This is a genomic window from Faecalibacterium gallinarum (assembly GCF_022180365.1).
Taxonomy (GTDB): domain Bacteria; phylum Bacillota; class Clostridia; order Oscillospirales; family Ruminococcaceae; genus Faecalibacterium; species Faecalibacterium gallinarum.
This window is the reverse complement of record NZ_BQKV01000018.1, coordinates 1-26,097: the sequence shown is the minus strand read 5'-3', so window position 1 is coordinate 26,097 and position 26,097 is coordinate 1. Positions and strand designations below refer to the sequence as shown.

Annotated in this window: 20 protein-coding genes, 6 tRNA genes and 1 other annotated feature; of the genes, 17 read left to right on the top strand and 9 right to left on the bottom strand. The window is 57.9% G+C overall.

Annotated features, from left to right (window positions below; genetic code table 11):
- The first annotated feature begins 16 nt into the window (after positions 1-16).
- Positions 17-278: a binding site (T-box leader), on the top strand.
- A 66-nt stretch (positions 279-344) separates the two neighbouring features.
- Entirely contained in the window at positions 345-1,562 is a 1,218-nt protein-coding gene (gene tyrS / locus JCM17207_RS01935; protein WP_238315921.1) for a tyrosine--tRNA ligase, read from the top strand.
- Between the two features lie 136 nt (positions 1,563-1,698).
- Here tyrS and JCM17207_RS01930 read toward each other — a convergent pair whose 3' ends face one another.
- From JCM17207_RS01930 to JCM17207_RS01920, 3 genes are read right to left on the bottom strand one after another with little or no spacing between them, the layout of a single operon-like run.
- On the bottom strand, positions 1,699-2,478 hold the full coding sequence (locus JCM17207_RS01930; RefSeq protein WP_373871903.1) for a copper homeostasis protein CutC: 780 nt from the start codon (positions 2,476-2,478) through the stop codon (positions 1,699-1,701).
- Positions 2,479-2,507: 29 nt separating this feature from the next.
- Positions 2,508-4,007 carry a UDP-glucose--hexose-1-phosphate uridylyltransferase gene (galT, locus tag JCM17207_RS01925; RefSeq protein ID WP_238315920.1) on the bottom strand — a complete coding sequence of 500 codons (1,500 nt, stop codon included), beginning with the start codon at positions 4,005-4,007 and terminating at the stop codon, positions 2,508-2,510.
- A complete protein-coding gene (locus JCM17207_RS01920) occupies positions 4,004-5,290 on the bottom strand; it encodes a galactokinase (protein WP_238315919.1) in 1,287 nt (428 codons plus the stop codon). The genes galT and JCM17207_RS01920 overlap by 4 nt, the downstream gene beginning before the upstream one ends.
- A 428-nt stretch (positions 5,291-5,718) precedes the next feature.
- On the opposite strand from JCM17207_RS01920, the gene JCM17207_RS01915 reads away from it, so the two are divergent.
- On the top strand, positions 5,719-6,423 hold the full coding sequence (locus tag JCM17207_RS01915; RefSeq protein WP_238315918.1) for a gamma-glutamyl-gamma-aminobutyrate hydrolase family protein: 705 nt from the start codon (positions 5,719-5,721) through the stop codon (positions 6,421-6,423).
- A 144-nt stretch (positions 6,424-6,567) separates the two neighbouring features.
- Here JCM17207_RS01915 and JCM17207_RS01910 read toward each other — a convergent pair whose 3' ends face one another.
- Positions 6,568-7,947, bottom strand: a complete 1,380-nt coding sequence (locus JCM17207_RS01910; RefSeq protein WP_238315917.1) for an MATE family efflux transporter — start codon at positions 7,945-7,947, stop codon at positions 6,568-6,570.
- A gap of 212 nt (positions 7,948-8,159) precedes the next feature.
- Between JCM17207_RS01910 and JCM17207_RS01905 the strand changes: the two genes are divergently transcribed.
- The gene (locus JCM17207_RS01905) at positions 8,160-8,696 is read left to right on the top strand and encodes a PadR family transcriptional regulator (RefSeq protein WP_238315916.1); all 537 of its coding nucleotides are present in this window, start codon (positions 8,160-8,162) and stop codon (positions 8,694-8,696) included.
- Between the two features lie 81 nt (positions 8,697-8,777).
- On the opposite strand, the gene JCM17207_RS01900 is transcribed toward JCM17207_RS01905, so the two are convergent.
- From JCM17207_RS01900 to JCM17207_RS01890, 3 genes are all read right to left on the bottom strand, one after another.
- Positions 8,778-10,145: an MATE family efflux transporter gene (locus tag JCM17207_RS01900; RefSeq protein ID WP_238315915.1), complete on the bottom strand. Its 1,368-nt coding sequence runs from the start codon at positions 10,143-10,145 to the stop codon at positions 8,778-8,780.
- Positions 10,146-10,353: 208 nt separating this feature from the next.
- Positions 10,354-11,751 (bottom strand): NADPH-dependent glutamate synthase, encoded by a 1,398-nt coding sequence (gene gltA, locus JCM17207_RS01895; RefSeq protein ID WP_238315914.1) that lies wholly within the window; start codon positions 11,749-11,751, stop codon positions 10,354-10,356.
- Positions 11,752-11,753: 2 nt separating this feature from the next.
- On the bottom strand, positions 11,754-12,596 hold the full coding sequence (locus JCM17207_RS01890) for a sulfide/dihydroorotate dehydrogenase-like FAD/NAD-binding protein (protein ID WP_238315913.1): 843 nt from the start codon (positions 12,594-12,596) through the stop codon (positions 11,754-11,756).
- A 243-nt stretch (positions 12,597-12,839) separates the two neighbouring features.
- Between JCM17207_RS01890 and JCM17207_RS01885 the strand changes: the two genes are divergently transcribed.
- From JCM17207_RS01885 to JCM17207_RS01850, 8 genes are all read left to right on the top strand, one after another.
- A tRNA-Gly gene (locus JCM17207_RS01885) sits at positions 12,840-12,915 on the top strand.
- A gap of 6 nt (positions 12,916-12,921) precedes the next feature.
- A tRNA-Val gene (locus tag JCM17207_RS01880) sits at positions 12,922-12,997 on the top strand.
- Between the two features lie 4 nt (positions 12,998-13,001).
- Positions 13,002-13,078: transfer RNA gene (locus tag JCM17207_RS01875), tRNA-Asp, on the top strand.
- A gap of 4 nt (positions 13,079-13,082) precedes the next feature.
- A tRNA-Phe gene (locus JCM17207_RS01870) sits at positions 13,083-13,158 on the top strand.
- A 38-nt stretch (positions 13,159-13,196) separates the two neighbouring features.
- Positions 13,197-13,272, top strand: a tRNA-Gly gene (locus tag JCM17207_RS01865).
- 183 nt (positions 13,273-13,455) lie between these two features.
- Positions 13,456-15,240, top strand: a complete 1,785-nt coding sequence (locus tag JCM17207_RS01860; protein WP_238315912.1) for an ABC transporter ATP-binding protein — start codon at positions 13,456-13,458, stop codon at positions 15,238-15,240.
- A complete protein-coding gene (locus JCM17207_RS01855) occupies positions 15,233-17,128 on the top strand; it encodes an ABC transporter ATP-binding protein (RefSeq protein ID WP_238315911.1) in 1,896 nt (631 codons plus the stop codon). The genes JCM17207_RS01860 and JCM17207_RS01855 overlap by 8 nt, the downstream gene beginning before the upstream one ends.
- 138 nt (positions 17,129-17,266) lie before the next feature.
- Positions 17,267-18,550 (top strand): glycosyltransferase family 2 protein, encoded by a 1,284-nt coding sequence (locus JCM17207_RS01850; RefSeq protein WP_238315910.1) that lies wholly within the window; start codon positions 17,267-17,269, stop codon positions 18,548-18,550.
- A 17-nt stretch (positions 18,551-18,567) separates the two neighbouring features.
- Here JCM17207_RS01850 and JCM17207_RS01845 read toward each other — a convergent pair whose 3' ends face one another.
- On the bottom strand, positions 18,568-19,479 hold the full coding sequence (locus tag JCM17207_RS01845; protein WP_309295398.1) for an alpha/beta hydrolase: 912 nt from the start codon (positions 19,477-19,479) through the stop codon (positions 18,568-18,570).
- Between the two features lie 98 nt (positions 19,480-19,577).
- Positions 19,578-19,653, bottom strand: a tRNA-Thr gene (locus JCM17207_RS01840).
- Between the two features lie 345 nt (positions 19,654-19,998).
- Between JCM17207_RS01840 and JCM17207_RS01835 the strand changes: the two genes are divergently transcribed.
- The 6 genes from JCM17207_RS01835 to JCM17207_RS01810 all read left to right on the top strand — a co-directional run bounded on the left by JCM17207_RS01835 (position 19,999) and on the right by JCM17207_RS01810 (position 25,889).
- Positions 19,999-20,961, top strand: coding sequence for a PhoH family protein (locus JCM17207_RS01835; RefSeq protein WP_238315909.1), 963 nt, complete (start codon positions 19,999-20,001; stop codon positions 20,959-20,961).
- 36 nt (positions 20,962-20,997) lie between these two features.
- Positions 20,998-21,489: an rRNA maturation RNase YbeY gene (gene ybeY, locus JCM17207_RS01830; RefSeq protein WP_238315908.1), complete on the top strand. Its 492-nt coding sequence runs from the start codon at positions 20,998-21,000 to the stop codon at positions 21,487-21,489.
- A gap of 53 nt (positions 21,490-21,542) precedes the next feature.
- Complete coding sequence (gene era / locus JCM17207_RS01825; RefSeq protein WP_238315907.1) at positions 21,543-22,475, top strand: GTPase Era; 933 nt, start codon at positions 21,543-21,545, stop codon at positions 22,473-22,475.
- A gap of 93 nt (positions 22,476-22,568) precedes the next feature.
- Positions 22,569-22,739, top strand: coding sequence for a hypothetical protein (locus tag JCM17207_RS01820; RefSeq protein ID WP_238316068.1), 171 nt, complete (start codon positions 22,569-22,571; stop codon positions 22,737-22,739).
- Positions 22,690-23,436 (top strand): DNA repair protein RecO, encoded by a 747-nt coding sequence (gene recO, locus JCM17207_RS01815; RefSeq protein ID WP_238315906.1) that lies wholly within the window; start codon positions 22,690-22,692, stop codon positions 23,434-23,436. The genes JCM17207_RS01820 and recO overlap by 50 nt, the downstream gene beginning before the upstream one ends.
- 38 nt (positions 23,437-23,474) lie before the next feature.
- Complete coding sequence (locus JCM17207_RS01810) at positions 23,475-25,889, top strand: endonuclease MutS2 (protein WP_238315905.1); 2,415 nt, start codon at positions 23,475-23,477, stop codon at positions 25,887-25,889.
- The last annotated feature ends 208 nt before the right edge of the window (positions 25,890-26,097 follow it).

The following is a 26,097-nucleotide window of genomic DNA, read 5'->3' as shown; positions in this document are numbered from 1 at the left end:
GGTTGGTCCGCGCAGAAGAAAAGCGTTGATGGGAACAAGTACCCTGTCGGTTTTCTGCCCAGAGAGGCCCCGGTTGGTGAAAGGGGCGTGCAGAACCACAGGCGAAATACCTCCCGGAGCTGTAGGCTGAATGGGGTGCCGCCCCTAGTAGGCTGTGCCGCGTGCGAGCGTTACAAACGCAGGAGTGTAGCCCTTAACTTCTGGGGCCCGCACTCGTGAGGCTGTCCCCGTGAGGGGCCGGCAAACAGAGGTGGTACCGCGATTTTCTCGCCCTCTGCCAATTCGATTGGCAGAGGGCGTTTTTGTTTCCTCTGCCCACACAAACCAAGGGAGGTAAACACAAGATGAAACTCTACGACGAACTCAAAGCCCGCGGCCTGGTGGCCCAGATCACCGATGAAGAGATCATCGACCTGATCAACGAGGGCAAAGCCACCTTCTACATCGGCTTTGACTGCACCGCGGACAGCCTGACCGCCGGTCACTTCATGGCCCTGACCCTGATGAAGCGGCTTCAGATGGCGGGCAACAAGCCCATCGCCCTGATTGGCGGCGGCACCACCATGATCGGTGACCCCTCCGGCCGTACCGATATGCGCAAGATGCTGACCAAAGAGGATATCGCCCACAACGCCGCCTGCTTCAAGAAGCAGATGGAGCGGTTCATCGACTTCGGCGAGGGCAAGGCCATCATGCTGAACAACGCCGACTGGCTGCTGAACCTGAACTACGTGGAACTGCTGCGTGAGGTGGGCGCCTGCTTCTCGGTCAACAACATGCTCCGTGCCGAGTGCTACAAGCAGCGGATGGAGAAGGGCCTGTCCTTCCTCGAGTTCAACTACATGATCATGCAGAGCTACGACTTCTACTACATGTTCCAGCACTACGGCTGCAACATGCAGTTTGGCGGCGACGACCAGTGGAGCAATATGCTGGGCGGCACCGAGCTGATCCGCCGCAAGCTGGGCAAGGATGCCTACGCCATGACCATCACCCTGCTGACCGACTCCCAGGGCAAGAAGATGGGCAAGACCGCCGGCAACGCCGTTTGGCTGGATCCCAACAAGACCAGCCCTTTCGAGTTCTACCAGTACTGGCGGAACGTGGATGACGCCGATGTCATGAAGTGCATCCGGATGCTGACCTTCCTGCCCCTGGAGCAGATCGAGGAGATGAGCAGCTGGAAGGATCAGAAGCTCAACGAGGCCAAGGAGATCCTGGCCTACGAGCTGACCAGCATGGTCCACGGCAAGGAGGAAGCCGAAAAGGCTCAGAACACCGCCCGCGCTCTGTTCAGCGGCGCCGCCGATACCGAGCATATGCCCACCACCCAGCTGACCGAGGCCGACCTGAACCAGGGCAGCATCGGCATCCTGACCCTGATGGTCAAGGCTGGCCTGGCCGCCTCCAACGGTGAGGCCCGCCGTCTGGTGACCCAGGGCGGCGTCCTGGTGGACGGCGAAAAGGTGGCCGACCCCACCACCAGCTACACCGCCCAGCAGCTGGCCCAGGGCCTGGTCATCAAGAAGGGCAAAAAGGTCTACCACAAAGTGACGCTCTGAGGCCTTGAATCCCAAAATGCCATGTAAAGCTTAAATGCTTGACACAAAAATAAGACGCCCCACCGCATGAAAATCGCTTCACGCGGTGGGGCGCTTTTTGTATTGGGTTTAAAGAGCCTGGGGGAGGAGAGTTCCTTTAAATCCCGTCGAGGGCCTGTCTCGCGCTGCGGATGACTTCCTCGCTGGTCTGCCACAGCTCGTATTCGTCAAAACCGGGCAGACCCATGGGGACATTTTCCCGCCGGAACGTCATCCGACTGCCCCGCCGTTCCTTGCCCGAAAGGTGGAAAGAACGGACCCCGGCCATCTGGGCCAGAAGGGGGATGGCCGCCGGAATGACACCGGACCCGGCCAGAATTTCAATTCGTCCGTCCGCCAGCCTTACCAGATCGGAGAGGGTGGCCATACCCAGCATGACATCGGGGGCCTGGCCGCTGGTCAGGATGGTTTTCATCCCCAGGGCACAGGCGGCCTCCAGAGCTTCGCGTGGGTCGCGGCAGACATCAAAGGCGCGGTGAAGGGCCAGGTCTACCCCCGCCGGGCCGGCGGCTTTCCGGGCGGCGGTGCAGATCCGCTCCATGGCGGGCAGATCCAACGCGCCCTCCGGGGTTAGGACGCCGGTCACAATCCCGTCAGCGCCGGAATAGACCAGCTCAAAGGCCAGCTCTTCCATCTGGGCCAGCTCCCAGGGGTCGTAGAGGAAATCCCCAAACCGGGGGCGGAGCAGGGCCCGCACCGGCAGACCCGTTTCCGCTTTGACCTGTCGAAGCAGGGCCAGGCTGGGGGTTGTCCCGCCGATGATGAGGTCGGCGCAGAGCTCCAGCCGGTCGGCCCCGCCTCGCTTGGCGGCCAGGGCGCTGGCGGTACTGTCCACACAGACTTCCAGAATCTTGGGCAGCTGCTTTTTGTCCGGCATGGTGCTCTCCTTTCGGGATGGGGGAGAAATCAGTTCACACTGGCCAGGAACCGCTCAAACCCGGCCCGGCCGGCCTCGTCCAGTTTGTAGACGCCGGCATCTGCCAGCACCTGGGCAAAGACCAGGCCGATCTCTTCCTGAAGGATGTCGTGGACGTTCCCGGCGTTCAGCTCGGGGTGCTTGGCCAGAACTTCCTGGGCCCACTCGGCGTGTTTCTGAATGGCTTCGCTGTACTCGCTCACCGGAGTCCGGGCGGCCAGAGCCACCTCCAGCTCAGCCATCTCGCTCTTGAGGCGGCTGGGCAGGACGGCCAGACCCATGACCTCGATCAGGCCGATGTTCTCCTTCTTGATGTGGTGGAGCTTGGCGTGGGGGTGATAGACGCCCAGGGGATGTTCCGGGGTGGTGATGTTGTTGCGCAGCACCAGATCCAGCTGGAACTTGCCGTCCCGCATCCGGGCGATGGGGGTGATGGTGTTGTGGGGCTCGCCGTCGGTCTCTGCATAGATAAAGCAGCTCTCGTCGGTGTAGCCGCGCCAGGCGCGCAGAATCTTGTCCGCCAGCTCCACCAGACGCTCGTCGTCCCCGCAGGTCAGCCGGATGCAGCTCATGGGCCAGTGGACGATGCCTGCCTCCACATCCTCAAAGCCGGGGAAAACCCAGGTCTTTTCGATGGGGGCTTTGGCCATGGCGAACTCGTAGTGGCCGCCCTGGAAATGGTCGTGGCTCAGGATGCTGCCGCCCACGATGGGCAGATCAGCGTTGCTGCCCACAAAGTAGTGGGGGAACTGGGCCACAAAGTCCAGCAGCTTGCGGAAGGTGGCCCGCTCGATCTTCATGGGGGTGTGCTCGCTGTTAAAGACGATGCAGTGCTCGTTGTAGTAGACGTAGGGGCTGTACTGGAAGTTCCAGGCGCTGTCGTTGATGACCACCGGAATAATGCGGTGGCTCTCCCGTGCGGGATGGTTCATCCGGCCTGCATAGCCCTCGTTCTCCATGCAGAGCTGGCACTTGGGGTAGGCGCTCTGGGGGGCGAGCTTGGCGGCGGCAATGGCCTTGGGGTCCTTTTCGGGTTTGGAGAGGTTGATGGTGATGTCCAGGTCACCGTAGACGGTGGAGGTCACCCACTTGACGTCCCGTTTGATGCGGTAGCGTCGGATGTAGTCGGTGTCCTGGCTGAACTTGTAGAACCAGTCGGTGGCCTGCTGGGGGCCTTCGGTCTCATACCGCTCGTAGAAGTTGGCCCGCACGATGCTGGGGCGAGGGGTCAGAACGCCCATCAGCTTGGTGTCGAACAGGTCCCGTGCGGTGATGTTGTCGTCACAGACGCCCCGGGCGACTGCGTCGTCCACCAGCGTCTTGAGGATGGACTCCAGGTCGGTGTAATAACACTCGCCCTCGGGCTCCTCAAAGGAATCCAGCTGCATGGTCATCAAGAGCTGGTTGCGGATGTAAATTTCGTCGTCAGGCAGGATCAGGCCGGTGTCCAGGCCGTAGTTGACGAGCTGCTGAATGGCAGCAGAAATCATAACACGGCGCCTCCTTCCGGGCGGATGGAGAGCACATGGCAGCGGCCCTCGCCGATGATGCGCTCAATGCCGGTCTTGAACTCGTCCAGCATATCCAGGGGAACAAAAGCCTGGGCCGTGCCGGCAAAGCCGCCGCCGTGGACACGCACCGCGCCGCGGCCGCCCAGGAGCTGCTTTGCGGCAGCGATGGTGACAGCGACTTCCTGGTGCTCCTTGTACCCGGCGGGGATGACGTTCTGCAGGTACTCCCAGCTGCTCAGGCCGGACTCGTTCACCAGTGCCAGGAAGGTGTCAAAATCACCGGCCCGCAGGGCGGCTACCTGTTTGACCACCCGCTGGTTGTCGGCGTAGACATGGAGCGCGCGGAGAACGGCGCGGTCGCCGCAGGCCGCCCGGCACTCGGGCAGCTTGGCCATAAAGGTCTCGAAAGGCACATCCCGCAGCACTTCGCCGCCGCAGACTTTAGCCACGGCGCGGCAGTCGTTGGGGATAGCAGCATACTCGTCGGTCAGGTCGGCATGGTCTGCGCCCGAATCCAGGATGCAGAGGGCCAGCCCAGCCTGGGAGAAGTCCACCTTGACCGGCTCGACGATGGGGTTGGCGGGGTCTGCAAAGTCGATGGTGACGATGTTGCCCACGCTGGAGGCCATCTGATCCATCAGGCCGCAGGGCTTGCCGAAGTAGACGTTCTCCGACCACTGGCCGATCTGGGCGATCTCGATGGGGGAGACCTTGGCCTCGCCCATGAACAGCTCGTTCAGGATGGTGCCGATCAGAACCTCAAAGGCTGCGCTGGAGGATACGCCGCTGCCCTTGGGAACATTGGAGGAGATATACACATCCAGGCCGGAGAGGACGGCGCCCCGCTGGACAAAGGCGGCGCACTCGCCCCGCAGGATGGCGGCGCTGGTGTTTTCCTCTTCCTTGCGGGCTTCCAGATCGTTCAGGGGGATGATGCAAAGATCGTACCCCTCGCTCTGGACCCGCAGCTCGTTCCGGTCGTTGGGGCCCACAGCGGCGATCATGTCAATGTTGACGCTGCCGGCCAGCACCTGACCGTGCTGATGATCGGTGTGGTTGCCGCCGATCTCTGTGCGGCCCGGGGCGCTGAAGAGGGCGGCTTCGCTGTGTGCACCGAAGGTTGCCTCCAGGCCGTCCAATACGGCCTGATAACGCGCCGCAAAGGCGGCGGTCTGCTCGGGGGCGCAGCAATAGAGGCTGGCGAGGCGGTCTGCATGAGTGCCGTTGGCCAGCTCCTGCTTCCAAATACGAACGTCTTTCATTCTGTTTCCTCCTTGTTCAATGTGCGGCGGTTCTAATAAAACCCTTTGCTTTAATAATAAAGAATCCGGCGGCAAAATTACATATATTATTGTTGCCGATCAATGAAATATTGCACAAACTTTGCGCCCGGGTTTATAGAGCCTTTCCACAAAAAATGTTCTGGACTGTAAAATATTTCGGCAATTAAGACGACGCAGAGGGCTGAAATGCGGGGGAATCCTTTTTGTGGCCAGCTGCGCGCTTAACGGAAAAATCGCTCATGGCACGGCAAATCCTTCCGGGAGAACCATCAGCGGGCGGCCTTGCCGAAACAGCGGGCGGGTGCTATAATAAAACACCAGACAGCGAGGCCGGCCATCGGTTCGCTGTCCTTTTAGGTTTTTGCCCGGCCTGTATATGAGGCAGGCGGGCCTATGGAGGGGAAACAATGAAAAAACCGATGATTGGAGTGGTTCCTCTGGTGGATGAGGAACGGGAAAGTTTCTGGATGCTGCCCGGGTATTTCGAGGGAATCGAGGAAGCCGGCGGCATCCCCGTGATGCTGCCTCTGACCGACGACCCGGAGGCCATCGCCCGGCTGGCAGAAACCTGCGACGGCGTTCTGCTCACCGGCGGCCACGATGTCTCGCCCGAAGTCTACGGAGAGACCCCGCGGGAAGTGTGCGGGGCCTGCTGTCCGGGCCGGGACCGGATGGAGCGGCTGCTGCTGGACGAGGCTCTGCGGCGGGATCTTCCGGTTCTGGGCATTTGCCGTGGCGTTCAATTTTTAAATGCGGCGCTGGGGGGGACCCTGTATCAGGATCTGCCCGTGGAGCACTACTCCACGGTGGTACACCATCAGCAGCCTCCCTACGATCAGCCCTCTCATGAGGTTTCGCTGCTGCGGGGCAGCCCCCTGGCCGAGCGCCTGGGGGTGAAAACCCTGCCCGTGAACAGCTGCCACCACCAGGGAATTAAAAATCTGGCCGACAGCCTGAGCGCCATGGCCTATGCGCCGGACGGCCTGGTGGAAGCGGTCTGGATGCCGGACAAGCGGTTTGTCTGGGCGGTGCAGTGGCACCCGGAGTTTTCCCACAAGGTCAGCGAAGCCAGCCGCGAGATCTTCCGGGCTTTTGTAGAGAGCTGCCAGTAATCCGAAAGCGCATCGTTTGTACCTTTGGCACAGTAGAAAAAACGATAAGAAACGATCAAACCCGGCGTGCCGCCTCGCAGAGAGACCGCACGCCGGGTTTTGTAGATTTTGCGGATTAAGAAAGACAATTTTCTTTCGATGGGGTTATATTCCAGCCCCGCCGAAGGAGATACAGCGTTCCGCTAAATCCAACTCGCAATGAAGCTGTAGGGCCATCACTGCGGTAATCCCGGCGGAGAGAAGGTCTGCAATTGGCTGGGCGTAAAGAATCCCATTCAGACCCCAGATAGAAGGCAGCAGCAGAATGATGGGAATAAAACAAATCCCTTGTCTGCATGCTCCCAGAAAAAAGCCTGCTTTGCCTTTGCCAAGGGCAAGGAACAGGGAAGAATATACGGTATAAAACCCAAACAGGAAAAAGGAGAGGCCGTTTGCAGCCAGGGAACGCTGGCCGGCCAATAATACCTCCGGGTTCCCACCCGAAAACTGACCGATGATCTGAGCCGAAAACAGCGCCATACACAGGCCCGCTGCCCCACAGAACCCCGTGGACCAAATGAGGGATGTTTTGATGGCTTGGCGCAGACGTCCAAAATTTTTCGCACCATAACTAAACCCGGCAATTGGCTGAAATCCTTTGAGGAAGCCAAACACAACCAGAGTCCCCATAGAGCTGATCCGTGTTACAGCCCCCATCCCTGCAATCACCGCATCGCCATAATCGTTTGCGGCGCGGTTGATCAGAGCAACCGAAAGACTGGTCAGCAGCTGGAATGTCAAGGTGGGAATGCCAATCTTCAAAATTTCGGTCAGAAGGCGCCGTGTCGGGGAAAAATCTTTGATGCAAAAAGTAAAAACGCTCTTATGACTTAAGATATAAGCCAGATATACCAGCGTAGAAACCATCTGAGAGAGGGCTGTGGCGATGGCGGCTCCGGCGACGCCCAGATTCAATGTGTAAATAAAAAGAGGGTCCAGCCCAATGTTCAGCAGGGCGCCCAGCAACAAGGCGCACATGGCGATTTTTGCGGCCCCCTCGCTGCTGACGATGTTGTTCATGGTTACATTAAAAACATTGAAAATACAGGAAAGTACGTAGATCCGCGCATAAGTGAGAGCATACGGCAGAATGGTTTCAGTGGCGCCAAGCAGGGTTAGAATGGGTCGCAGGAAAAACGTTGCCAATAAAATTACCACTCCCCCGAGCAGGACACTGCAATAAAGGGCCGTGCTTGCAACCTGGTTTGCAGTTGCCAGGTCTTTGCGCCCCAATAGTCGGGATAAATAGGAGGCGGCGCCATTTCCGAACATCAGACCCAGCCCCACAACAACCTGACCCAACGGGAAAACGACAGAGATCGCGCCCATTTGACGTTCTCCCAGCCCGCCTACAAAGTAAGCGTCTGCCAGATTATAAAACGCATTGATTAACATCCCGATCATAATCGGGAAGCCGAGAGCCATGAGAGCTTTGGGGATGGGAGCACTGCTTAAGAGTATAAGTTTATGATTTGGTTCAGCCATGGTATTGTTCCTTTCTGTTAAATAATATTGATTATAGTACTATAATTTATATCAACCGGCTGCAAGGGACATAATACTATAATTTATAGTACTTGTCAAGAAAAGGGAGAGGAATTATTCTTGACAAAATAGATAAAATATACTACTCTATTTTATAGCAATTTTTAAGAGGCTGGGATTCAGTTCAAAACTGGTAAGAGAGGGGGGCCTGCATGGCCGCGATTGATTTGATTGTATTGGGAATCTTAAAAAAGAGCCCCATGAGCGCTTATGAAATTCAGAAACTCGTGGAATACCGCAATATCTCCAAATGTGTGAAAATCAGTACACCCTCTATCTACAAAAAGGCGCTTCAACTGGAAGAAAAAGGGCTGATTCAAGGAGAAATCATTCGGGAAGGGAAGATGCCGGAAAAAGCCGTTTATACCCTGACGGAAGCAGGGGAGGCTGAATTTGAGCGGCTTATGAGGGAGATCTCATCCAGTCCGATTCATCTCTTTTTGGATTTTAACGCAGTGATCGTTAACCTGGATTCGCTTCCGCGGGAGCAGCAAAAAAAGTGTGTTGATGAGATTGCGGAGAACATCAAAACGCTGAAAAAGAATCTGGAAAACAATTTGCAGGTAAAGTCAGGGGTGCCGGATGTTCCGGCGGCCGGCCTGGCGGTTCTGCGCCAACAATATATACTGGCCCAGGCGATGGAAGAGTGGATCGCATCGGTAGGGCCGTTTGATGGGACAGAAGGATAAACAAACAGGCCGGAGGGCTGCAAGCATGTGCTTGCGGCCCTCCGGCCTTCTGTTTATATAAATTGAAAAGAGATCCTGTTTTTACACTGCCGCTTTGGCGCGGAGTTCTTTCTGCCACTTGCGGCGCACCACAAAGAAGCAGATCAAGTGTGCCAGCACGGTCAGGCCCCAGCTGACGGGATAGCTCAGATAAAGCATCCGGGTGGTGTGGAACAGCTGGAAGATGGTGGCAATCCAGATCAACCGGAGGGCGCAGCTGCCCACCAGGCTAACAACCATGGGCATCACCGAGTAACCCAGCCCGCGCAGACAGTTGGCCAGAACGTCCATAAAGCCGCAGAGGAAATAGCAGGAGCAGATCATAATTAACCGGATCATGCCGGCGTCGATGACCGCCGGGTCGGAAGAATAGATGCCCAGAAGCGGCTCACCGAAAATGGTAGCGCCCACGCCCATCACCAGACCCGTTACACCGACGCAGCCCAGGCAGTTGATCAGAACGCGATCAATGTTGTGATACTGCCGGGCGCCGACATTCTGGCTGGTGAAGGTAACCGCCGCCTGAGAGAAGGCGTTCATCGAGATATAGACAAAGCCCTCGATGTTGGAGGCGGCGGAGTTGCCGGCCACGATGATGGAACCGAAGGAGTTGATGGCCGACTGGATCACCACGTTGGACAGGCTGAACACGGTGCTCTGGAGCCCGGCGGGCAGGCCGATCCGCAGGATCTGGATCAGGGTGCCGCGGTGGATGCTCAGGGCGCGCATGTTCAGATGGAGGGCGCCTTTTTCGCGGCAGAGCAGCCAGAGCACCAGCCCGGCGGAAAGGGCCTGGCTGATGATGGTGGCCAGAGCGACACCCGCCACGCTCAGCTGGAAGCCGATGACGAAAACCAGGTTCAGGATTACGTTGACCACACCCGAAGCTGCCAGGCAGTACAGGGGGCGGCGGGTGTCACCCACAGCCCGCAGCAGCGCCGAGCTGAAGTTATAGACCATGTTGACCGGCATGCCGATGAAATAGATTTTCAGATAGATGGTAGACAGGTCAATGACATCCACCGGGCAGGACATCAGCTCCAGCAGATACCGGGCTGCAAAAAAGCCCACAAAGGCCAGAAAGGCGCCGCTGATAAAACCGATGGCCACCGAGGTATGTACCGTGTTCCGCACACCCGCGTCATCTTTGGCGCCAAAACAGCGGGCGGCCACCACATTGGAGCCGATGGACAGACCGACAAACAAGTTGACCAGCAGGTTGATCAACGCGGAGTTGGAGCCGACCGCGGCCAGGGCGGTGCTGCCCACAAAACGGCCCACCACTACCACGTCCGCCGCATTGAACAGCAGCTGAAGAACACTGGACAGAGCGAGGGGAACGGAAAAGAAAATGATGTTTTTCAGCAAGGAGCCGCGCGTGGCGCTTGCAGCCGTGCTTGTTTGTGCCATGATTGTTTGCCTCCTGTAAATTATTTTACACACACACCATCCTCCCGCCCCGATCTGGGCGGGGGCTGCTGCTGTGGGATACTACCCACGACAGCGCATAGACACCATTATATCACCAGTAAAATAAAAGGCAAGCCCCTGTAAAATCAACGTAAAACTCCCCTGCGCCACAGGAACGCAGGGGAGAGCTTCATATAAAAGAGGAAAATCAGGCCTTGGCTTTGATGTACTCGTCGATGGCCTTGGCGGCAGCCTTGCCTGCGCCCATGGCCTTGATGACGGTGGCAGCGCCGGTAACGGCATCGCCGCCGGCATAGACGCCCTCACGGCTGGTGTCGCCGGCATCGCTGGCCGTGACGATGCAGCCGTGCTTGTTGGTCTCCAGGCCGGGGGTGGTGGAACGGATCAGGGGGTTGGGGCTGGTGCCCAGGCTCATGATAACGGTGTCCACTTCCATGGTGAACTCGCTGCCCGGCTTCTCGATGGGGCGGCGGCGGCCGGAAGCATCGGGCTCGCCCAGCTCCATCTCGATGCAGGTGATGGCACGGACAAAACCGTTGTCATCCGGCAGGATCTCCACCGGGTTGCAGAGGGTCTTGAAGATGATGCCCTCCTCCTCGGCGTGCTCCACCTCTTCCTTACGGGCGGGCAGCTCGTTCATGCTGCGGCGGTAGACGATGTAGACCTTCTCGGCGCCCAGGCGCAGTGCGCTGCGGGCGGCGTCCATGGCCACGTTGCCGCCGCCCACGACAGCCACCGCCTTGCCCACATGGATGGGGGTCTTGCTGGTGGGCAGGTAAGCCTTCATCAGGTTGGAGCGGGTCAGGAACTCGTTGGCGGAGTAGACGCCCTTCAGGCTCTCGCCCGGGATGTTCATGAACCGGGGCAGACCGGCGCCCGAGCCCACAAAGACGGCCTCGTAGCCGTATTCGCCCATCAGCTCGTCAATGGTCAGCACCTTGCCGATGACCATGTTGCACTCAAAATCCACGCCCATCTTCTTCAGGCCGTCGATTTCCTGCTGGACAATGGCCTTGGGCAGACGGAACTCGGGGATGCCGTACATCAGAACGCCGCCCGCCACATGCAGGGCCTCGTAGACGGTGACCTTGTAGCCCATCTTGGCCAGGTCGCCGGCAGCGGTCAGGCCGGCAGGGCCGGCGCCAATCACAGCCACCTTGTGGCCGTTGGACGCGGGGACAACCGGCGGAGTGTGGACGTTTTCCCGGTGCCAGTCGGCCACAAAACGCTCCAGACGGCCGATGCCCACCGGCTCGTTCTTGATGCCGCGGGTGCACTTGCCCTCGCACTGGCTCTCCTGGGGGCAGACCCGGCCGCAGATGGCGGGCAGGGAAGAATCCTTGTGGATAACCTGATAGGCGGCCTCAAAGTCGCCCTCGGCGACTTTCTCGATAAAGCCGGGAATATCGATGCCCACCGGGCAGCCGGACTGGCAGGGCTTGTTCTTGCAGTGGATGCAGCGCTTGGCCTCGTTGATGGCCATCTCGGCGGTGTAGCCCAGGGCAACTTCCTCAAAGTTTTTGTTCCGCACGTTGGGGTCCTGGGTGGGCATGGGGCACTTTTTCGGGTCCATATTGAAAGCCATGATTACTTTACCTCCATCTTCAGCAGATTGCAGGCGGCCTCACGGGCGTGGGCCTCAAAGGGGCGGTACATGGTGCCGCGGGCCATCGCCTCGTCAAAATCCACCAGGTCGCCGTCAAAATCGGGGCCATCCACACAGGCGAACTTGGTCTGGCCGCCCACGGTCAGGCGGCAGCCGCCGCACATGCCGGTGCCGTCGATCATGATGGGGTTCATGGAGACGATGCTCTTGAGGCCATACTTCTGGCAGGTCTTGACCACAAATTTCATCATGATCAGCGGGCCGATGGTGATGACCAGGTCGTACTGGTTGCCGGCGTTGATCAGCTCCTCCAGAGCGGCGGTGACAACACCCTTGGTGCCGTAGCTGCCGTCGTCGGTCATCACCCGCAGTTCGTCGCTGCAAGCGCGGAACTCATCTTCCAGGATCAGCAGATCTTTGGAGCGGAAACCCACCACGCTGTGGACCACGCAGCCCTGCTCGTGGAGCTTGCGGGCCACCGGCAGTGCGATGGCACAGCCGACGCCGCCGCCCACCACGCAGACCTTTTTCAGACCCTCGGTCTCGGTGGCGCGGCCCAGAGGGCCGACAAAATCGTGGACGCAGTCGCCCTCGTTCAGGCTGTTCAGCTCCATGGTGGTGCCGCCCACGATCTGGAAGATGATATCCACCGTGCCGGCGGCGCGGTCATAGCCGGCGACGGTCAGGGGGATGCGCTCGCTGTCCTCAAAGGGACGCACGATGATGAACTGGCCCGGCTGGGCTTTCTTGGCGATCAGGGGCGCCTCAATCACCATTTTCGTAACGGTAGGATTCAGCGCGACTTTCTGTATGATCTTATACATTGCGATTCTCCTTTTATCCCGGAATTGCTTTTCCCACAAGCAGAGCAGAGGGCTGCTCCGTCTGCGAAGCCTCGACAAGATTCATTATACATACTTTTATATAATAATGCAAACCCCAATCCGGTCCGGGCGGTACATTCTGGACCCCGGCGGAAAAAATCGAAATTTAGTCTTGACAACCGGCGGGAATCAGTGTATAATGCACTACGTTGCCGGTCACGCCGGCACGCCACATAGAGTTGTGCGGCCGTAGCTCATCTGGTAGAGCGCCACCTTGCCAAGGTGGAGGTAGCGAGTTCGAGCCTCGTCGGCCGCTCCATTTTGTGGAAGTTTAGCTCAGCTGGGAGAGCATCTGCCTTACAAGCAGAGGGTCAGCGGTTCGAGCCCGTTAACTTCCACCAATGTGGCCCGGTAGCTCAGTTGGTTAGAGCACCAGCCTGTCACGCTGGGGGTCGTCGGTTCGAGCCCGATCCGGGTCGCCATTATGCCTCTGTAGCTCAGTCGGTAGAGCAGGGGACTGAAAATCCCCGTGTCATTGGTTCGATTCCGATCGGAGGCACCACGCCCGGTGCGGCAGATTCATTCTGCCGCATCTCATATGCGGCCGTAGCTCATCTGGTAGAGCGCCACCTTGCCAAGGTGGAGGTAGCGAGTTCGAGCCTCGTCGGCCGCTCCATCAAAGGCCGCTGCAAGCGAAAGACGTTTGCAGCGGCCTTTTCGCTGCGCTTTTTTATTGACAGAAAGGTTCTGCCAAACTATACTTTATATTCTGTAACGATTTGTCGCGGCAGCCGGAATCCGGCCGTTTTTTTGCGGCAAAACAAACCAGGGGGACTGCCCCAAAAGGAGGAACGGGCTTGTGATCTTTGGCAAACATATTAACCGCTATTACCTCAAAAATGCCCCCATCTTGCTGCTGGGGCTTGCGGCGCTGATTGCGGTGGACTACTTCCAGCTGATCATCCCGGAGCTATACCGGATGCTGATCAACGGCATCAACAGCGGCAGCGTGCTGGTGAGCGGGCAATCTGCTGCCTTTACAAAAGAGGTGCTGATGCAGAACATCTGTCTGCCCATGATCGGCATCGTCTTTGCCATGGTGGTGGGCCGCTTTTTGTGGCGCATCTGCTTTTTCGGGGCCGCCATCCGGGTGGAGACCGATCTGCGCAACCGGATGTTTGACCACAGCAAGAATCTTTCCCAGGCGTATTACCAGGTCAATAAGGTGGGCAACCTGATGAGCCTTTACACCAACGATCTGGACACCATTCAGGAGTGCTTCGGCGAGGGCATTTTGATGTTCTGCGACGCCCTCTTCCTGGGCGTACTGGCCTTTTTAAAGATGTGGCAAATGGATCAGGGGCTGACCCTGCTGGCCATGATCCCGGCGGCCATCATGCTGGTGATCGGCAACATCATGGGCAAGGTGCTGACTCGCAAGTGGGAGGAGCGCCAGCAGGCTTTTTCGGATCTGTCCGATTTCGCCCAGGAGAATTTCTCGGGCATCGCGGTGATCAAGGCCTTTGTCAAGGAACTCAAGGAGCTGATGGCGTTCCGCAAGCTCAACGAGCAGAATGAGGAGGCCAACGTCGTCTATACCAAATTCTCCACCCTGCTGAATATGCTGGTCACCGCTTTTGTGGAGTCGGTCATCTGCATCATTCTGGGCTACGGCGGATATCTGGTTTATCAGGGGCGGTTCAACGCCGGCCAGCTGGTGGAATACATCGGCTATTTCTCGGCCATTGTCTGGCCCATCATGGCCATCTCCATGCTGATTGAGAAAACCTCCCGGGGCAAAGCCTCCCTCAACCGGATTAGTGAACTTTTGGACGCCGAAATTGACGTGGCCGATCAGCCTGGCGTGGAGGAGCTGCGGGATGCCAAAGGCGGCGTCGAGTTCCGGGGCCTGACCTTCCGGTATCCGGACGGCGAATACGATGTGCTGAAGAATGTCTCCTTTGCCATTCAGCCGGGGGAAAGCGTGGGCATTGTGGGCAAGACCGGTGTGGGCAAAACCACCCTGGTGGACCTGATTCTCCGCACCTACAACGTCCCGGACGGAACCCTTTTCATCGACGGAAAGGACGTCAACCAGCTGAGCATACACTCGGTACGGGCGGCCTGCGCCTATGTGCCCCAGGATAATTTCCTCTTCTCGGACACCATTTCCAACAACATCGCCTTTGGCCTGGACGAGGCCGACCAGAGCGAGATTGTCCGGGCGGCCACTCTGGCGGATGTCAACGACAACATCGCCGGGTTTAAAGAGGGCTACCGCACCGTATTGGGCGAGCGGGGCGTGACCGTCTCGGGCGGCCAGAAGCAGCGGATCTCCATTGCCCGGGCGCTGCTCAAGAATGCCCCCATCCTGATTCTGGATGACTCGGTCTCGGCTGTGGATACCCGGACCGAGAAGGTGATTCTGCAAAACCTGCGCCAGAGCCGGGCGGGCAAAACCACCATCCTGATCGCCCACCGGATTTCCACGGTGGAACAGATGGATAAGATTGTCTATATGGAGGACGGCGAGGTGGTAGCCGTCGGCCCCCACGATGAATTGTATGCGGCCTGCGCAGACTATCGCCGGATGGTGGATCTGCAGCGGCTGGAAGACGAGATGGGAGGGAACGGCAATGTCTGAGATGAATCCGCTTTTGCTTTTGGGCGGCCTGATCGGCACCATCACCGCCCTGCTGATTTTTGCCTATGCCTCCGTCAAGGACAAAAAGGCAGCCATGGGCTTTGACCGGAACATGGCGGACGGCGAGATTGTCCGCCGTCTGGCGGTGTACGCCCGGCCCTATACCAAGCAGTTTGTGCTGGTAGGGGTTCTGGTCCTCTTCTCGATTGCCTATGATATCTTCTCGCCCCTGATTGTGGGTTACATCGAAGAGATGGTGGTAGGCGAGTTCCGGCTGGAAAAACTCTTTTCCACGGTGGCGGTCTACGCGGGCGTTCTGGTTTTCTCCATGGTCAGCTCCTACTTCCAGGCCATCATCCTCCAGAAGGTGGGCCAGAAGATTGTTTCTGATCTGCGGGAAGACCTTTTCACCCACATCGAATCCCTGGCCCATGAGCAGCTCAACGAGATCCCGGTGGGCAAGCTGGTCACCCGCGTGACCAACGACACCAACGCCATCTCCATGATGTTCACAAGCCTCCTGGCCAACCTGGTCAAGAACTGTTTTGTCATCCTGGGCATCCTGGTGGCCATGCTGATGCTCAACTATGAGCTGACTCTGATGGTGCTCTGCTTTGTGCCCTTCATTGTGATTTTTACGGTGATCTTCCGCAAATTCTCCCGGCGGGCCTACCGCCGGGTCAAGGACCGCACCACCGACATCAACACCTATCTTTCCGAGAATCTCTCGGGCATCAAGATCACCCAGGTGTTCGACCGGGAGCAGGCCAAGATGGAGGATTTCCGCCGCCGCAGCCTGGAGCTGGGCCGGGCCAAGCAGGAACAGATTTTCGTCTTTGGAGTCTTCCGTCCGCTGGTGTATATGCTCTACATCGGCTGCATCCTCTGCCTGTTCTATCTGGGCGGCATGGGCTATCTGGAAAATCAGGTCTTCCTGGGCCAGACCCTGACGGGCGGCACCATCGTCACCTTCTATATGTATATCTCCAAGTTCTTCAACCCCATTCAGAACCTGGCGGAACAGTTCAACTGGCTCCAGTCGGCGCTGGCCTCCTCGGAAAAGGTCTTTTCCGTGATGGATATCCAGCCCAAGATGGTGGACGCACCGGACGCCATCGAACTGGAGGAGATCAAGGGCGAGATTGAATTTAAAGATGTCTGGTTCAGCTACATCCCGGGCGAGTGGGTGCTGAAAGGGGTTTCCTTCCATGTGAACCCCCGAGATACGGTGGCCTTTGTGGGCTCCACCGGTTCAGGCAAAACCACCATCCTTTCCCTGATCTGCCGGAACTATGAATTCCAGAAAGGGGAGATCCTGATCGACGGGGTGGATATCCGCAAAATCAAGATTTCCTGCCTGCGCCGTCACTTTGGTCAGATGCTCCAGGATGTCTTCCTCTTCTCGGGCACCATCCGCAGCAACATCGTTCTGCGGGAGGAGAATATCCCCGATGAGCAGATCATGGAAATCTGCCGCTACGTCAACGCCGACCACTTTATCCAGAAGCTGGATCAAGGGCTGGACGAGCCGGTGCGGGAGCGGGGCAACAACTTCTCGGCCGGCCAGCGTCAGCTGCTTTCCTTCGCCCGGACCATCCTCCATAAACCCTCGGTGATGATCCTGGATGAGGCCACCGCCAACATTGACACGGAAACGGAACTTCTGATTCAGGACTCCCTTGAGAAGATGAAGAACATCGGCACCATGTTGATCGTGGCCCACCGCCTGTCCACCATCCAGCATGCGGACAACATCATCGTTCTCTCTCTGGGCAAGATTGTGGAGCAGGGCACCCACCAGCAGCTGCTGGCGGCCCACGGGCGTTATTACCAGCTCTACACCCTCCAATACCATCGGGAACAGATCGGAAAATCCGTTTCGGAATAATCCGGACATTTTATGAAACCCCGGCCTGCTTCGCCTTATAAAAAGGCGGCGGGCCGGGGTTTTTCTGCGCCGGGTGGACGGTAAAGCCCCTGAACCCCCGTTGCCTCCCGGCCATAGAATGGCTGGGAGGTCTTTTTTATGAAGCAGAAGTGTTCTTTTTTTCTCAGCATCGTCGGGGCGCTGGTTTGGCTGTTTTTGTCCATCTGGCTGGCGGTCCCGTGGATTGCCCATCTGGACGAAAAACTACCCCTGGTTTATGTGCTGCTGGTGGTCTTTGGGATCGCGCTGCTGCCGGGGTATCTGATGTGCGCCATGTTTTTGTCCAACCTGATGAACCGCAAACTCATGCCCCTCACCGGGGCGGGCACAGAGCAGGCGGTCACCGTTGTGATCTGCGCCCGCAATGAAGAGCGGATTATCTACCGGACCATTCGTGCCATCGCCGAGCAGGAATACCCGGGCCCCATCGAGATCCTTTGCGTGGATAACGGCTCGACGGACCGGACCCGGGCTGAGATCCTGCGGGCCGCAGAACAGCTGCAAAGCCAAACCCGGCGTATCCGGTTGTTGGAGTGTGCTCAACCGGGGAAAGCCTATGCCCTGAATACCGCCCTGGAAGAGGTAAAGACCCGTTTTTTCCTTACAGTGGACGCCGACACCCTGTTGGAGAAAACCGCTGTTGCCGCGATTGTGGAGCGGATCACCGTCAGCGGGGCTGCCTGTGTGGCGGGGAATTTGCTGGCAGCGCAGCCTGCGACCTGGGTGCAGAAGATGCAAATTTATGATTACCTTATCAGTATCGCCGCGGTTAAACGCTACCAGGGAAGCTACCAATCCACCCTGGTGGCGCAGGGGGCGTTCAGTGCATACGATACCCATGCCGTAAAACGAGCGGGCGGCTGGGTCCAGAGCGCGGGGGAAGACATTGTTTTGACCTACCAGCTGCTGGCCCAGGGAAGGGCGTCGGTGTACGAACCCCAGGCGGTTGGGTATACCTTTACGCCCGGGACCCTGGGGGCACTCTGCCGCCAGCGCACCCGCTGGGCCAAAGGGATGATCGAGGGTCTGCGTGCCGTCCGCCCCTGGGGGCAGCCGGCAGCCAGCAGCGGCTATTTTGAGGCATTGAATCTCTCGATTTTCTTTCTGGACTGGGCCTATGTCTTTGGCTTCCTGGTGGGGGTAGTATTGGCCCTGCTGGGGATGCCCTGGTTTGTGGGTTGGCTGACCTTGTTGACCCTGCCGGCGCTGCTCATCAGTTCGGCCAGTGTGTACCGCTTTCAGAGCAAGATCCCGGCGGTCAGAATCCAGAACAGTTTTTGCGGGTTTATTTGCTTTGTATTGTTTTTTCAGGCAATCCAGTCGGTTTGTTCCCTGACCGGGTATCTGGCCGCTTTGACAAAACATGCGCTTGCATGGAAATGACCCGAAAGGAGGGGTGATCATGAAACTGGGCAAAGGGCTATGGGGCATGCTGTTTTACATTGGCGTGCTGGTTTCCGCTGCTGCGGTTCTGCTGGCGCTGCTGTTTTTCCGCCGGTAAAATGGATCGGGCGTGAAACACAAACAATGGGCCGGGGGAAATTCCCCCGGCCCTCTTTGCTGTGAACGCCCGGCGGCACAGCGCCCCGGATCAAGAACAAAATTTGAAAAAGATTAACCCTGAGAGGGGTTTTGGCCTGCTGGTTTAGAAGCCAGCAAATCCCCGCAGCGGTTCGCTCGGCGGCGTGATCGTAATGATTGCCGGGGTTTAGATGAAATACCGTGTGGATCCCTTGGCTTTGATAAAAGGCGCTGATCGCCTCGGTGTTCTGCCGGACGTTCTTTAAAATGGGGTTTCGGGTTTTGCTCTCCTTCTCTCCAAGGGAAAAGTAGAGGCAATCCGGCCGGCGCTTCGGCTTATGAGAAACAAGATATTCCTTTATCCCGGGAAACCACAGGGAACCGGACACGCTGGCTGCACAGGAAAACAGATCCGTCTGATAGAGTGAATACAGAGCGAACAACCCCGCCAGCGAGTAGCCGACAATTCCTCTCCACCGCGGCATAGAGGGGAGATTCCTTTCTGCCTTTGGAATGATTTCCTCTGTCAGGAGACCCAGATAATCCTCTGCACCCCCGGTGCAGGGTGCGGCATTTTTAAAAGCAGGCGGGCAATCCCACGGGGCCATGTCATGGTTCCAGTCCAGATCGCTGATTGCCGCCAGAGTAAAGGGCGGGCACCCGGCGGCTTGTGCGGCTTTGAATACGTTCTGACCTTCCTGAGCGAAGGTGTTGAGGTAGAGGATAGGGGCCCCGGGTTCATCACTGGGGAAAATGGATATGATTTTGCCGTCGGCTGCAAATGTATGCATATCCGGTGATCCTCGCTTTCTGTTTTGATCGGAAAAGTATGAGCGGCAAACAACATACAACGAAAAACCCTGTAAACACACTTGTTTACAGGGTTTTCTGGAGCTGGAAACGTGACTTGAACACGCGACCTGCTGATTACGAATCAGCTGCTCTACCAACTGAGCTATTCCAGCACTTGATTTGCGACGTGGAATATTTTATCATAGAAACGGTTCTGTGTCAAGGGCCCGGCGGGATCGATGCTTATGGTACAGGCCGCCGTCTTTCGTGGAAAACCACTCGGAACGCGGAAAAGATTTTGTGTAAAACTCACAGTTTCCTCGCGAAAGTTTTGGTGATATAATATCTATACAAATAAGCTGGCTGGGAGAATTTGCACTTGCCCTATTATAATGATATAATACCAGCATAAATGCAATTGTTTGCCCGGCGGGTACACTAAAGGGCAGATTGGTCATTGTCTGTACGGACAGGCATAGAATGTTAAAGACAAAATTGAATCGGCACGGAGGAACTGCATGGCTGAGAAATGCATAGAACTGGACAGCGTCGAAGCGGCGGCTGCGGTGTTCGGCAACTGTGACTGCAACATTCGTTTGCTGGAAAAAGAGTTTTCTGTTACGGCGGTCTGCCGCGGAACGACTCTCCGGCTTTCGGGCGAGGCGGATTCGGTGGCTGCTGCGGCCCGAGCGGTGGAAGGGATGCTCCTTTTGATGGAGAATCGCACCCCGCTGGAAGATCAGACGGTTCGTTACTGCATGAGCCTGGCCCACGACGGCGAGGAAAAACGGGTCCGGGAGCTGACGGATGACTTTGTCATCGTTACGGCCAAAGGCCGCCCCATCCGCCCCAAGACCTTGGGCCAGAAGGAATATCTGCAAGCCATCCGCAGCCACGCCATCACCTTTGGAGTGGGCCCGGCGGGTACGGGCAAAACCTACCTGGCGGTGGCTATGGCGGTCAAAGCCTTTAAAGCAAAGGATGTCTCCCGGATTGTCCTGACCCGCCCGGCGGTGGAAGCAGGGGAGAAACTGGGCTTTCTGCCCGGCGACCTTCAGCAGAAGGTAGACCCGTATCTCCGGCCTCTGTACGATGGGCTGTTTGATATGCTGGGGGCCGAGACCTACGAGCGATTGGTGGAAAAGCAGATCATCGAGGTCGCCCCGCTGGCCTATATGCGGGGGAGGACTCTGGATGATTCCTTCATCATTCTGGACGAGGCGCAGAATACTACCCCGGAACAGATGAAGATGTTCCTGACCCGGATGGGCGTGGGTTCCAAAGTGGTGGTGACGGGCGATGTCACCCAAATCGATCTGCCCGACCGGACCCGCAGCGGCCTTGTGGATGCATTGCAGGTGCTCAAGGGCGTAAATGGGATTGCGCAGTGTTATTTTACCGAAAAAGACGTAGTGCGTCACCGCCTGGTGCAGGAGATTATCAAGGCTTATGAAGCCGCAGCGCACCCGGCCAAACGATAAAAAAGCATGATGAAAAATAGAAAGGGGCGACAGACGATGTCGAACAAGGTTTTAATTACCGATTCTCAGAAGGCCGTCAAAATTCCCTCCGGTCTTCGGATTCTCATCCGCCGGGCCTGCAACGCCGTGCTGGAACACGAGCACTTTGAGGGGCCGGCCGAAATAAGCGTGACGTTTGTGGACAATGCAGCCATTGCCGAGCTGAACAACCAGTACCGCAACAAACCCATGCCCACCGATGTGCTCAGCTTCCCTCTGGGCGAAAACGGCAAGTATGATATCGACGCCAACAACGGCTGCAAGATGCTGGGGGATATCGTCATCAGCATGGAGCGTGCCATGGAGCAGGCGACCCTTTACGGCCATCCTCTCCAGCGGGAAGTGGCCTTTCTGACCGTCCACTCCATGCTTCACCTTCTGGGCTACGACCACGAAAACGGCGGCCTGGAGGCGGTCCGTATGCGGGAAAAAGAAGAGTCGGTCCTGGCACAGCTGGGTCTGTCCCGCACGGTGAGCTACACCGAATAATCGTTCCATTACATCCGGCGCCCACAGGAAAATCAAAGGACAGGAGAATCATTTTGAGCAATACAGCGACAAACACCCCGCACTACGATACCGCCTCGGTTTTTGTGGCGGTGATCGGCCGCCCCAATGTGGGCAAATCCAGCCTGACCAACCTGCTGGTGGGGGAAAAAGTGGCCATTGTCACCTCCAAACCCCAGACCACCCGTACCCGGATCACCGGTGTGATTACCCGCGGCCCGATCCAGTATGTTCTGCTGGACACCCCCGGCGTCCACAAAGCCCGCAACAAACTGGGCAAGCGGATGGATAAAACCGCCAGCGACTCCATGGGGGATGTGGACGTCTCGATGATGCTCTTTGAGCCCTATGGGGCCCTGAATGAGTCCGAGCTGGCTCTGGTGGATCAGCTGCGCCGGAGCGGGCCGGCCATTGCGGTAATCAATAAAACAGACCTGGTCAAAGCGCCGGAAGATCTGGAGGCCCGCAAAGCCGAGATCCAGGCTCTCGGGGTATTTGACGCAGTGTATACCGTCAGTGTGCGGGATAAAAAGAACTGTGAAACGCTGTTTGAGGCGCTGGGCCGGTATGCGGTCCAGGGCCCCCATTACTTCGACGACGATGCCTATACCGATATGCCGGAAAAAGAGCTGGTGGCCGAGCTGATCCGTGAAAAGGCCCTGCTCTTTATGCGGGATGAAATTCCCCACGGCATTGCAGTGGTGGTGGAGCGCTTCAAGGAGCGCCCGGGCACCGATCTGATCGACATTGACGCCAACATCTACTGCGAACGGGAAAGCCACAAGGGAATGGTGATCGGCAAGGGCGGCGCGATGCTCAAAAAGATCGCCAGCGCAGCCCGGGTGGACTGCGAGGAGTTCCTCGGCTGCCGGGTCAACCTGCAATGCTGGGTCAAGGTGAAAGCGGATTGGCGGGACAACGAGTTCCTGCTCAACAGCTTCGGCTTTAAACAGGAGAGCGGGCGCTGATGGCAGGACCGGACAGATTTCCCTCGGATGAAGCGGTAGGATAGGGTGAACACTAACCACGGGGAGAATCCGAAGGAAGCGAGGTTCTGACAGATGGAGACGAAAGCAGAGGTTTTGTGGCGGATGTTTGCCTGTACGGGCAGCATCGACCGTTATCTGGATTACAAACAGGCGGCAGAGATACCGCCCGTCCATCCGGCTGAGGGAAGAGAAAATGGAGAGCTTTGTCACCACGGGTCTGGTTCTGCGGGAAACACGCTATAAAGAGTCGGACCGTATTCTTACGATTTTGACGCCCGATCAGGGCGTAATCTCCGCCTCGGCCAAAAGCAGTCTGCGGCTGAAAAACAAGCTTTTCAGCGCTTGCGGACTGTTTTGTTATTCTGAGTTTACCCTGATGCCGGGCAAAAACATGTTCAACGTGCTGGAAGCAGAGAATCTGCATATGTTTCACGGGATCTCATCCAGCATCGAGGGGATGAGCTTGGCCATGTACCTGGCCGAGATGGCGGCGGCCCTTTCGCCCGCCAACCAGGAAGCAGACAAAGAGCTGCGGCTGCTGCTCAACTGTCTGTACATGATCAGCGAACAAAAGGCAGACCTGCGGGTCATCAAAGCGGTGTTTGAACTGCGCACCATGAGCGAGTGCGGCTTTATGCCCCAGCTGCTCTGCTGCAAAAGCTGCGGTGCCTACGACGGCTCGGGGTTCTATTTTGATGTCCAGGAGGGGTATCTGCTCTGCGAAAACTGCGCCGCCCGGGAAAACAAGCGGGGTGGCCTGGACGCGGGGGCGCTGTTTGCCCTGCGGCATATCTGCCTGGTGGAGGATAAGCGGATCTTTGGCTTCCGCATTTCTGCGGCCAGCCTGACCCGTTTGTCGGCTGTGGCGGAGCGGTACGCCCTGACCCACCTGGACAAACCCCTCAAATCGTATGATTTTTTAAAATCGGTTTTGCCCTGACGGCGTAATCCGCGGGGCATCCACATAAGGATTGTTTTATGGAAATCAGTTATCTTCATACCCTGGAATTGGATAAAATCATTCAGCGAGCAGCGGAGGGCTGTGTCTGTAAGGAAGCCAAGGCGAAACTGTTGGCCCTGGAGCCCCAGTGTGACCCCGACGAGGTTCGGTATGCCCTGGAACAGACCGACGCCATCAACTCTTTGCTGATCAAAAACGGTTCGCCCCGGTTTGGCGGGGTAGAGGGAGTCAGCCAGCTGGCCGCCCGGGCCGTCAAAGGCGGCGTTCTGTCCATGGGCGAGCTGCTGCTGGTGGCGGGTGCGCTGCGGAACTTCCAGAACTTGGTGGCCTGGTATGGCTCCACCGATCATGAGGCCCTGCCCACCGACGATTTGTTCTATGCGCTGGCGCCTCAGCCTGGCCTCGAGAAGGAGATCTCCGACTCGATCCTGGCCCCGGACGCCATGGCGGATACCGCATCCCACACTCTGAATGAGCTGCGCAAGAAAATTCGCGCCACCGAGAACAGCATCCGCGACCGATTGGAGAGCCTGGTCCACAATATGGACACCTCCAAGTATCTCCAGGAGAGCGTCGTTTCCATCCGAAACGGGCGGTACGTCGTCCCGGTCAAGAGTGAATACCGGGGCGAGTTCAGCGGCATCATCCACGATGTCTCCTCCACCGGCGCCACCGTCTTTGTGGAGCCTCAGGCCGTGGTGGAGGCCAACGCAAAAATTTTGCAGTACCGCGCCCAGGAAGCCCAGGAGATTGAGCGGATTTTGACCGCCCTCACCGGACAGGTGGCGGCCATCGAGCCCCAGTTCCAGTTCAGCTACCAGGCAATGCTGGAAATTGATGTTCTGCTGGCCAAAGCCCGGATGGCCCTGGAGATGAAGGCGTTTAAGCCCGCTGTCCGGTACGAGACTTCGTTCTCTCTGATCCGGGCCCGGCACCCCCTGATCGATCCGGCCAAGTGTGTCCCGGTGGATATTTCTCTGGGGCAGGAATACGACGCCCTGATTATCACCGGCCCCAACACCGGCGGTAAAACTGTCACCCTGAAAACCGCCGGCCTGCTCTGCGCGATGGCCCAGTGTGGCTTCTTGATCCCGGCCGACGAGCGCAGCGAGGTCTGTGTTTTCCAGGAATTTTTGGTGGATATTGGCGACGAACAGAGCATCGAACAGAGCCTTTCCACCTTCTCGGGCCACATTAAAAAGATCACCGGCATTTTGGAGCTGGCGCGGCCGGACACCCTGGTTCTGCTGGACGAATTGGGCGCCGGCACTGACCCCGCCGAGGGCGCGGCACTGGCCGTCTCCATCATCGAAGCGCTCCGCCGCCGCGGCGTGCTGCTGATGGCCACCACCCATTACGCCGAGCTGAAGGTCTTTGCCCTGGAAACTCCGGGCGTGGTCAATGCCAGCTGTGAGTTTGACCTGGAAACGCTCCGGCCGACCTATAAATTGAGCGTCGGTGTGCCCGGTAAATCCAACGCGTTTCTCATCAGCGAAAAACTGGGCATCCCGGCCCAGATCATTGAAGCGGCCCGGCAGCACCTGTCCGCGGACGACAAGCGGCTGGATGCCGTTCTGGGCCAGTTGGACGACTTGAAGCTCCAGCTGAAAGCCAGCCAGGACGAGCTGGAGGGGATGCGGAGCGAAGCCGCCAACCAGCTGGCCGCCGCCCAGAAAAAGCGGGAAGAGCTGATCCGTCAGGGCGAAAACGAGCTGGAAGCTGCCCGCGCCAAGGCCCGGCAGATCGCCCAGCAGGTGGAGGAGCAGGCATTTGCCCTTACCGACGAACTGCGCCGTCTGCAAAAAGACGAGAAAATGTCCGCCCAGCAGCGGGCGCTCCGGGCGCGAGAGATCGCCAAAAAGGAGACCGAAAAACTCTTTGCCAATACCGATGTGGTCCACAACCCGGTGCGGGAGTTTGTGCCCCTCAAAAGCGTCCAGGTAGGGCAGGAGGTCTGTATTGCAGAGCTGGGCCAGCTGGCCACGGTGCTGGCGCTGCCGGATAAAAACGGCGATGTTCTGGTCCGAGCGGGCATCATCAAGACCAAAGTTCCCCTGAGCGGCCTCAAGCAGCCGGATAAAATGGTCAAAACCCAGACCAAACCGGTCACCAAAGCACAGCAGCGGTATTCCCGCCAGACCGGCAGCGGCGGCCCTACCGAGGGCCGGGTAGAGCGGGTCCAGCGGAGCGCCAAAATGGAGTGTAACCTGCTGGGCCTGACAGTGGACGAGGCAATCTATGAGGCCGATGCGTTCATCGACCGGGCCATCCTCAACGGGCAGACCATGGTCTACTTGATCCACGGCAACGGCACCGGCGCTCTGCGCAATGCCATCCAGAAACACCTTCGCGGCCATCGGATGGTCAAGAGCTTCCGGCTGGGCCGCTATGGCGAGGGCGAAAGCGGCGTGACGGTCGTCGAACTGAAATAATCCAGGCCCCGGATCTGCACCAAAATCCAGCGCCCTCCAGGCATTGCAACTGGAGGGCGTTTTTGTATAACGAAAACCACTCGCTAGGCGAGTGGTTCTAAAAAAGACTTATGTCGATCATGGTGACAGAAAAACTCCCTTTGCTTAAAATAGAAGTGCGGTCTGCCAACTGCACAACCAAGCAAAGGGAGGTCATTCAAAATGAACG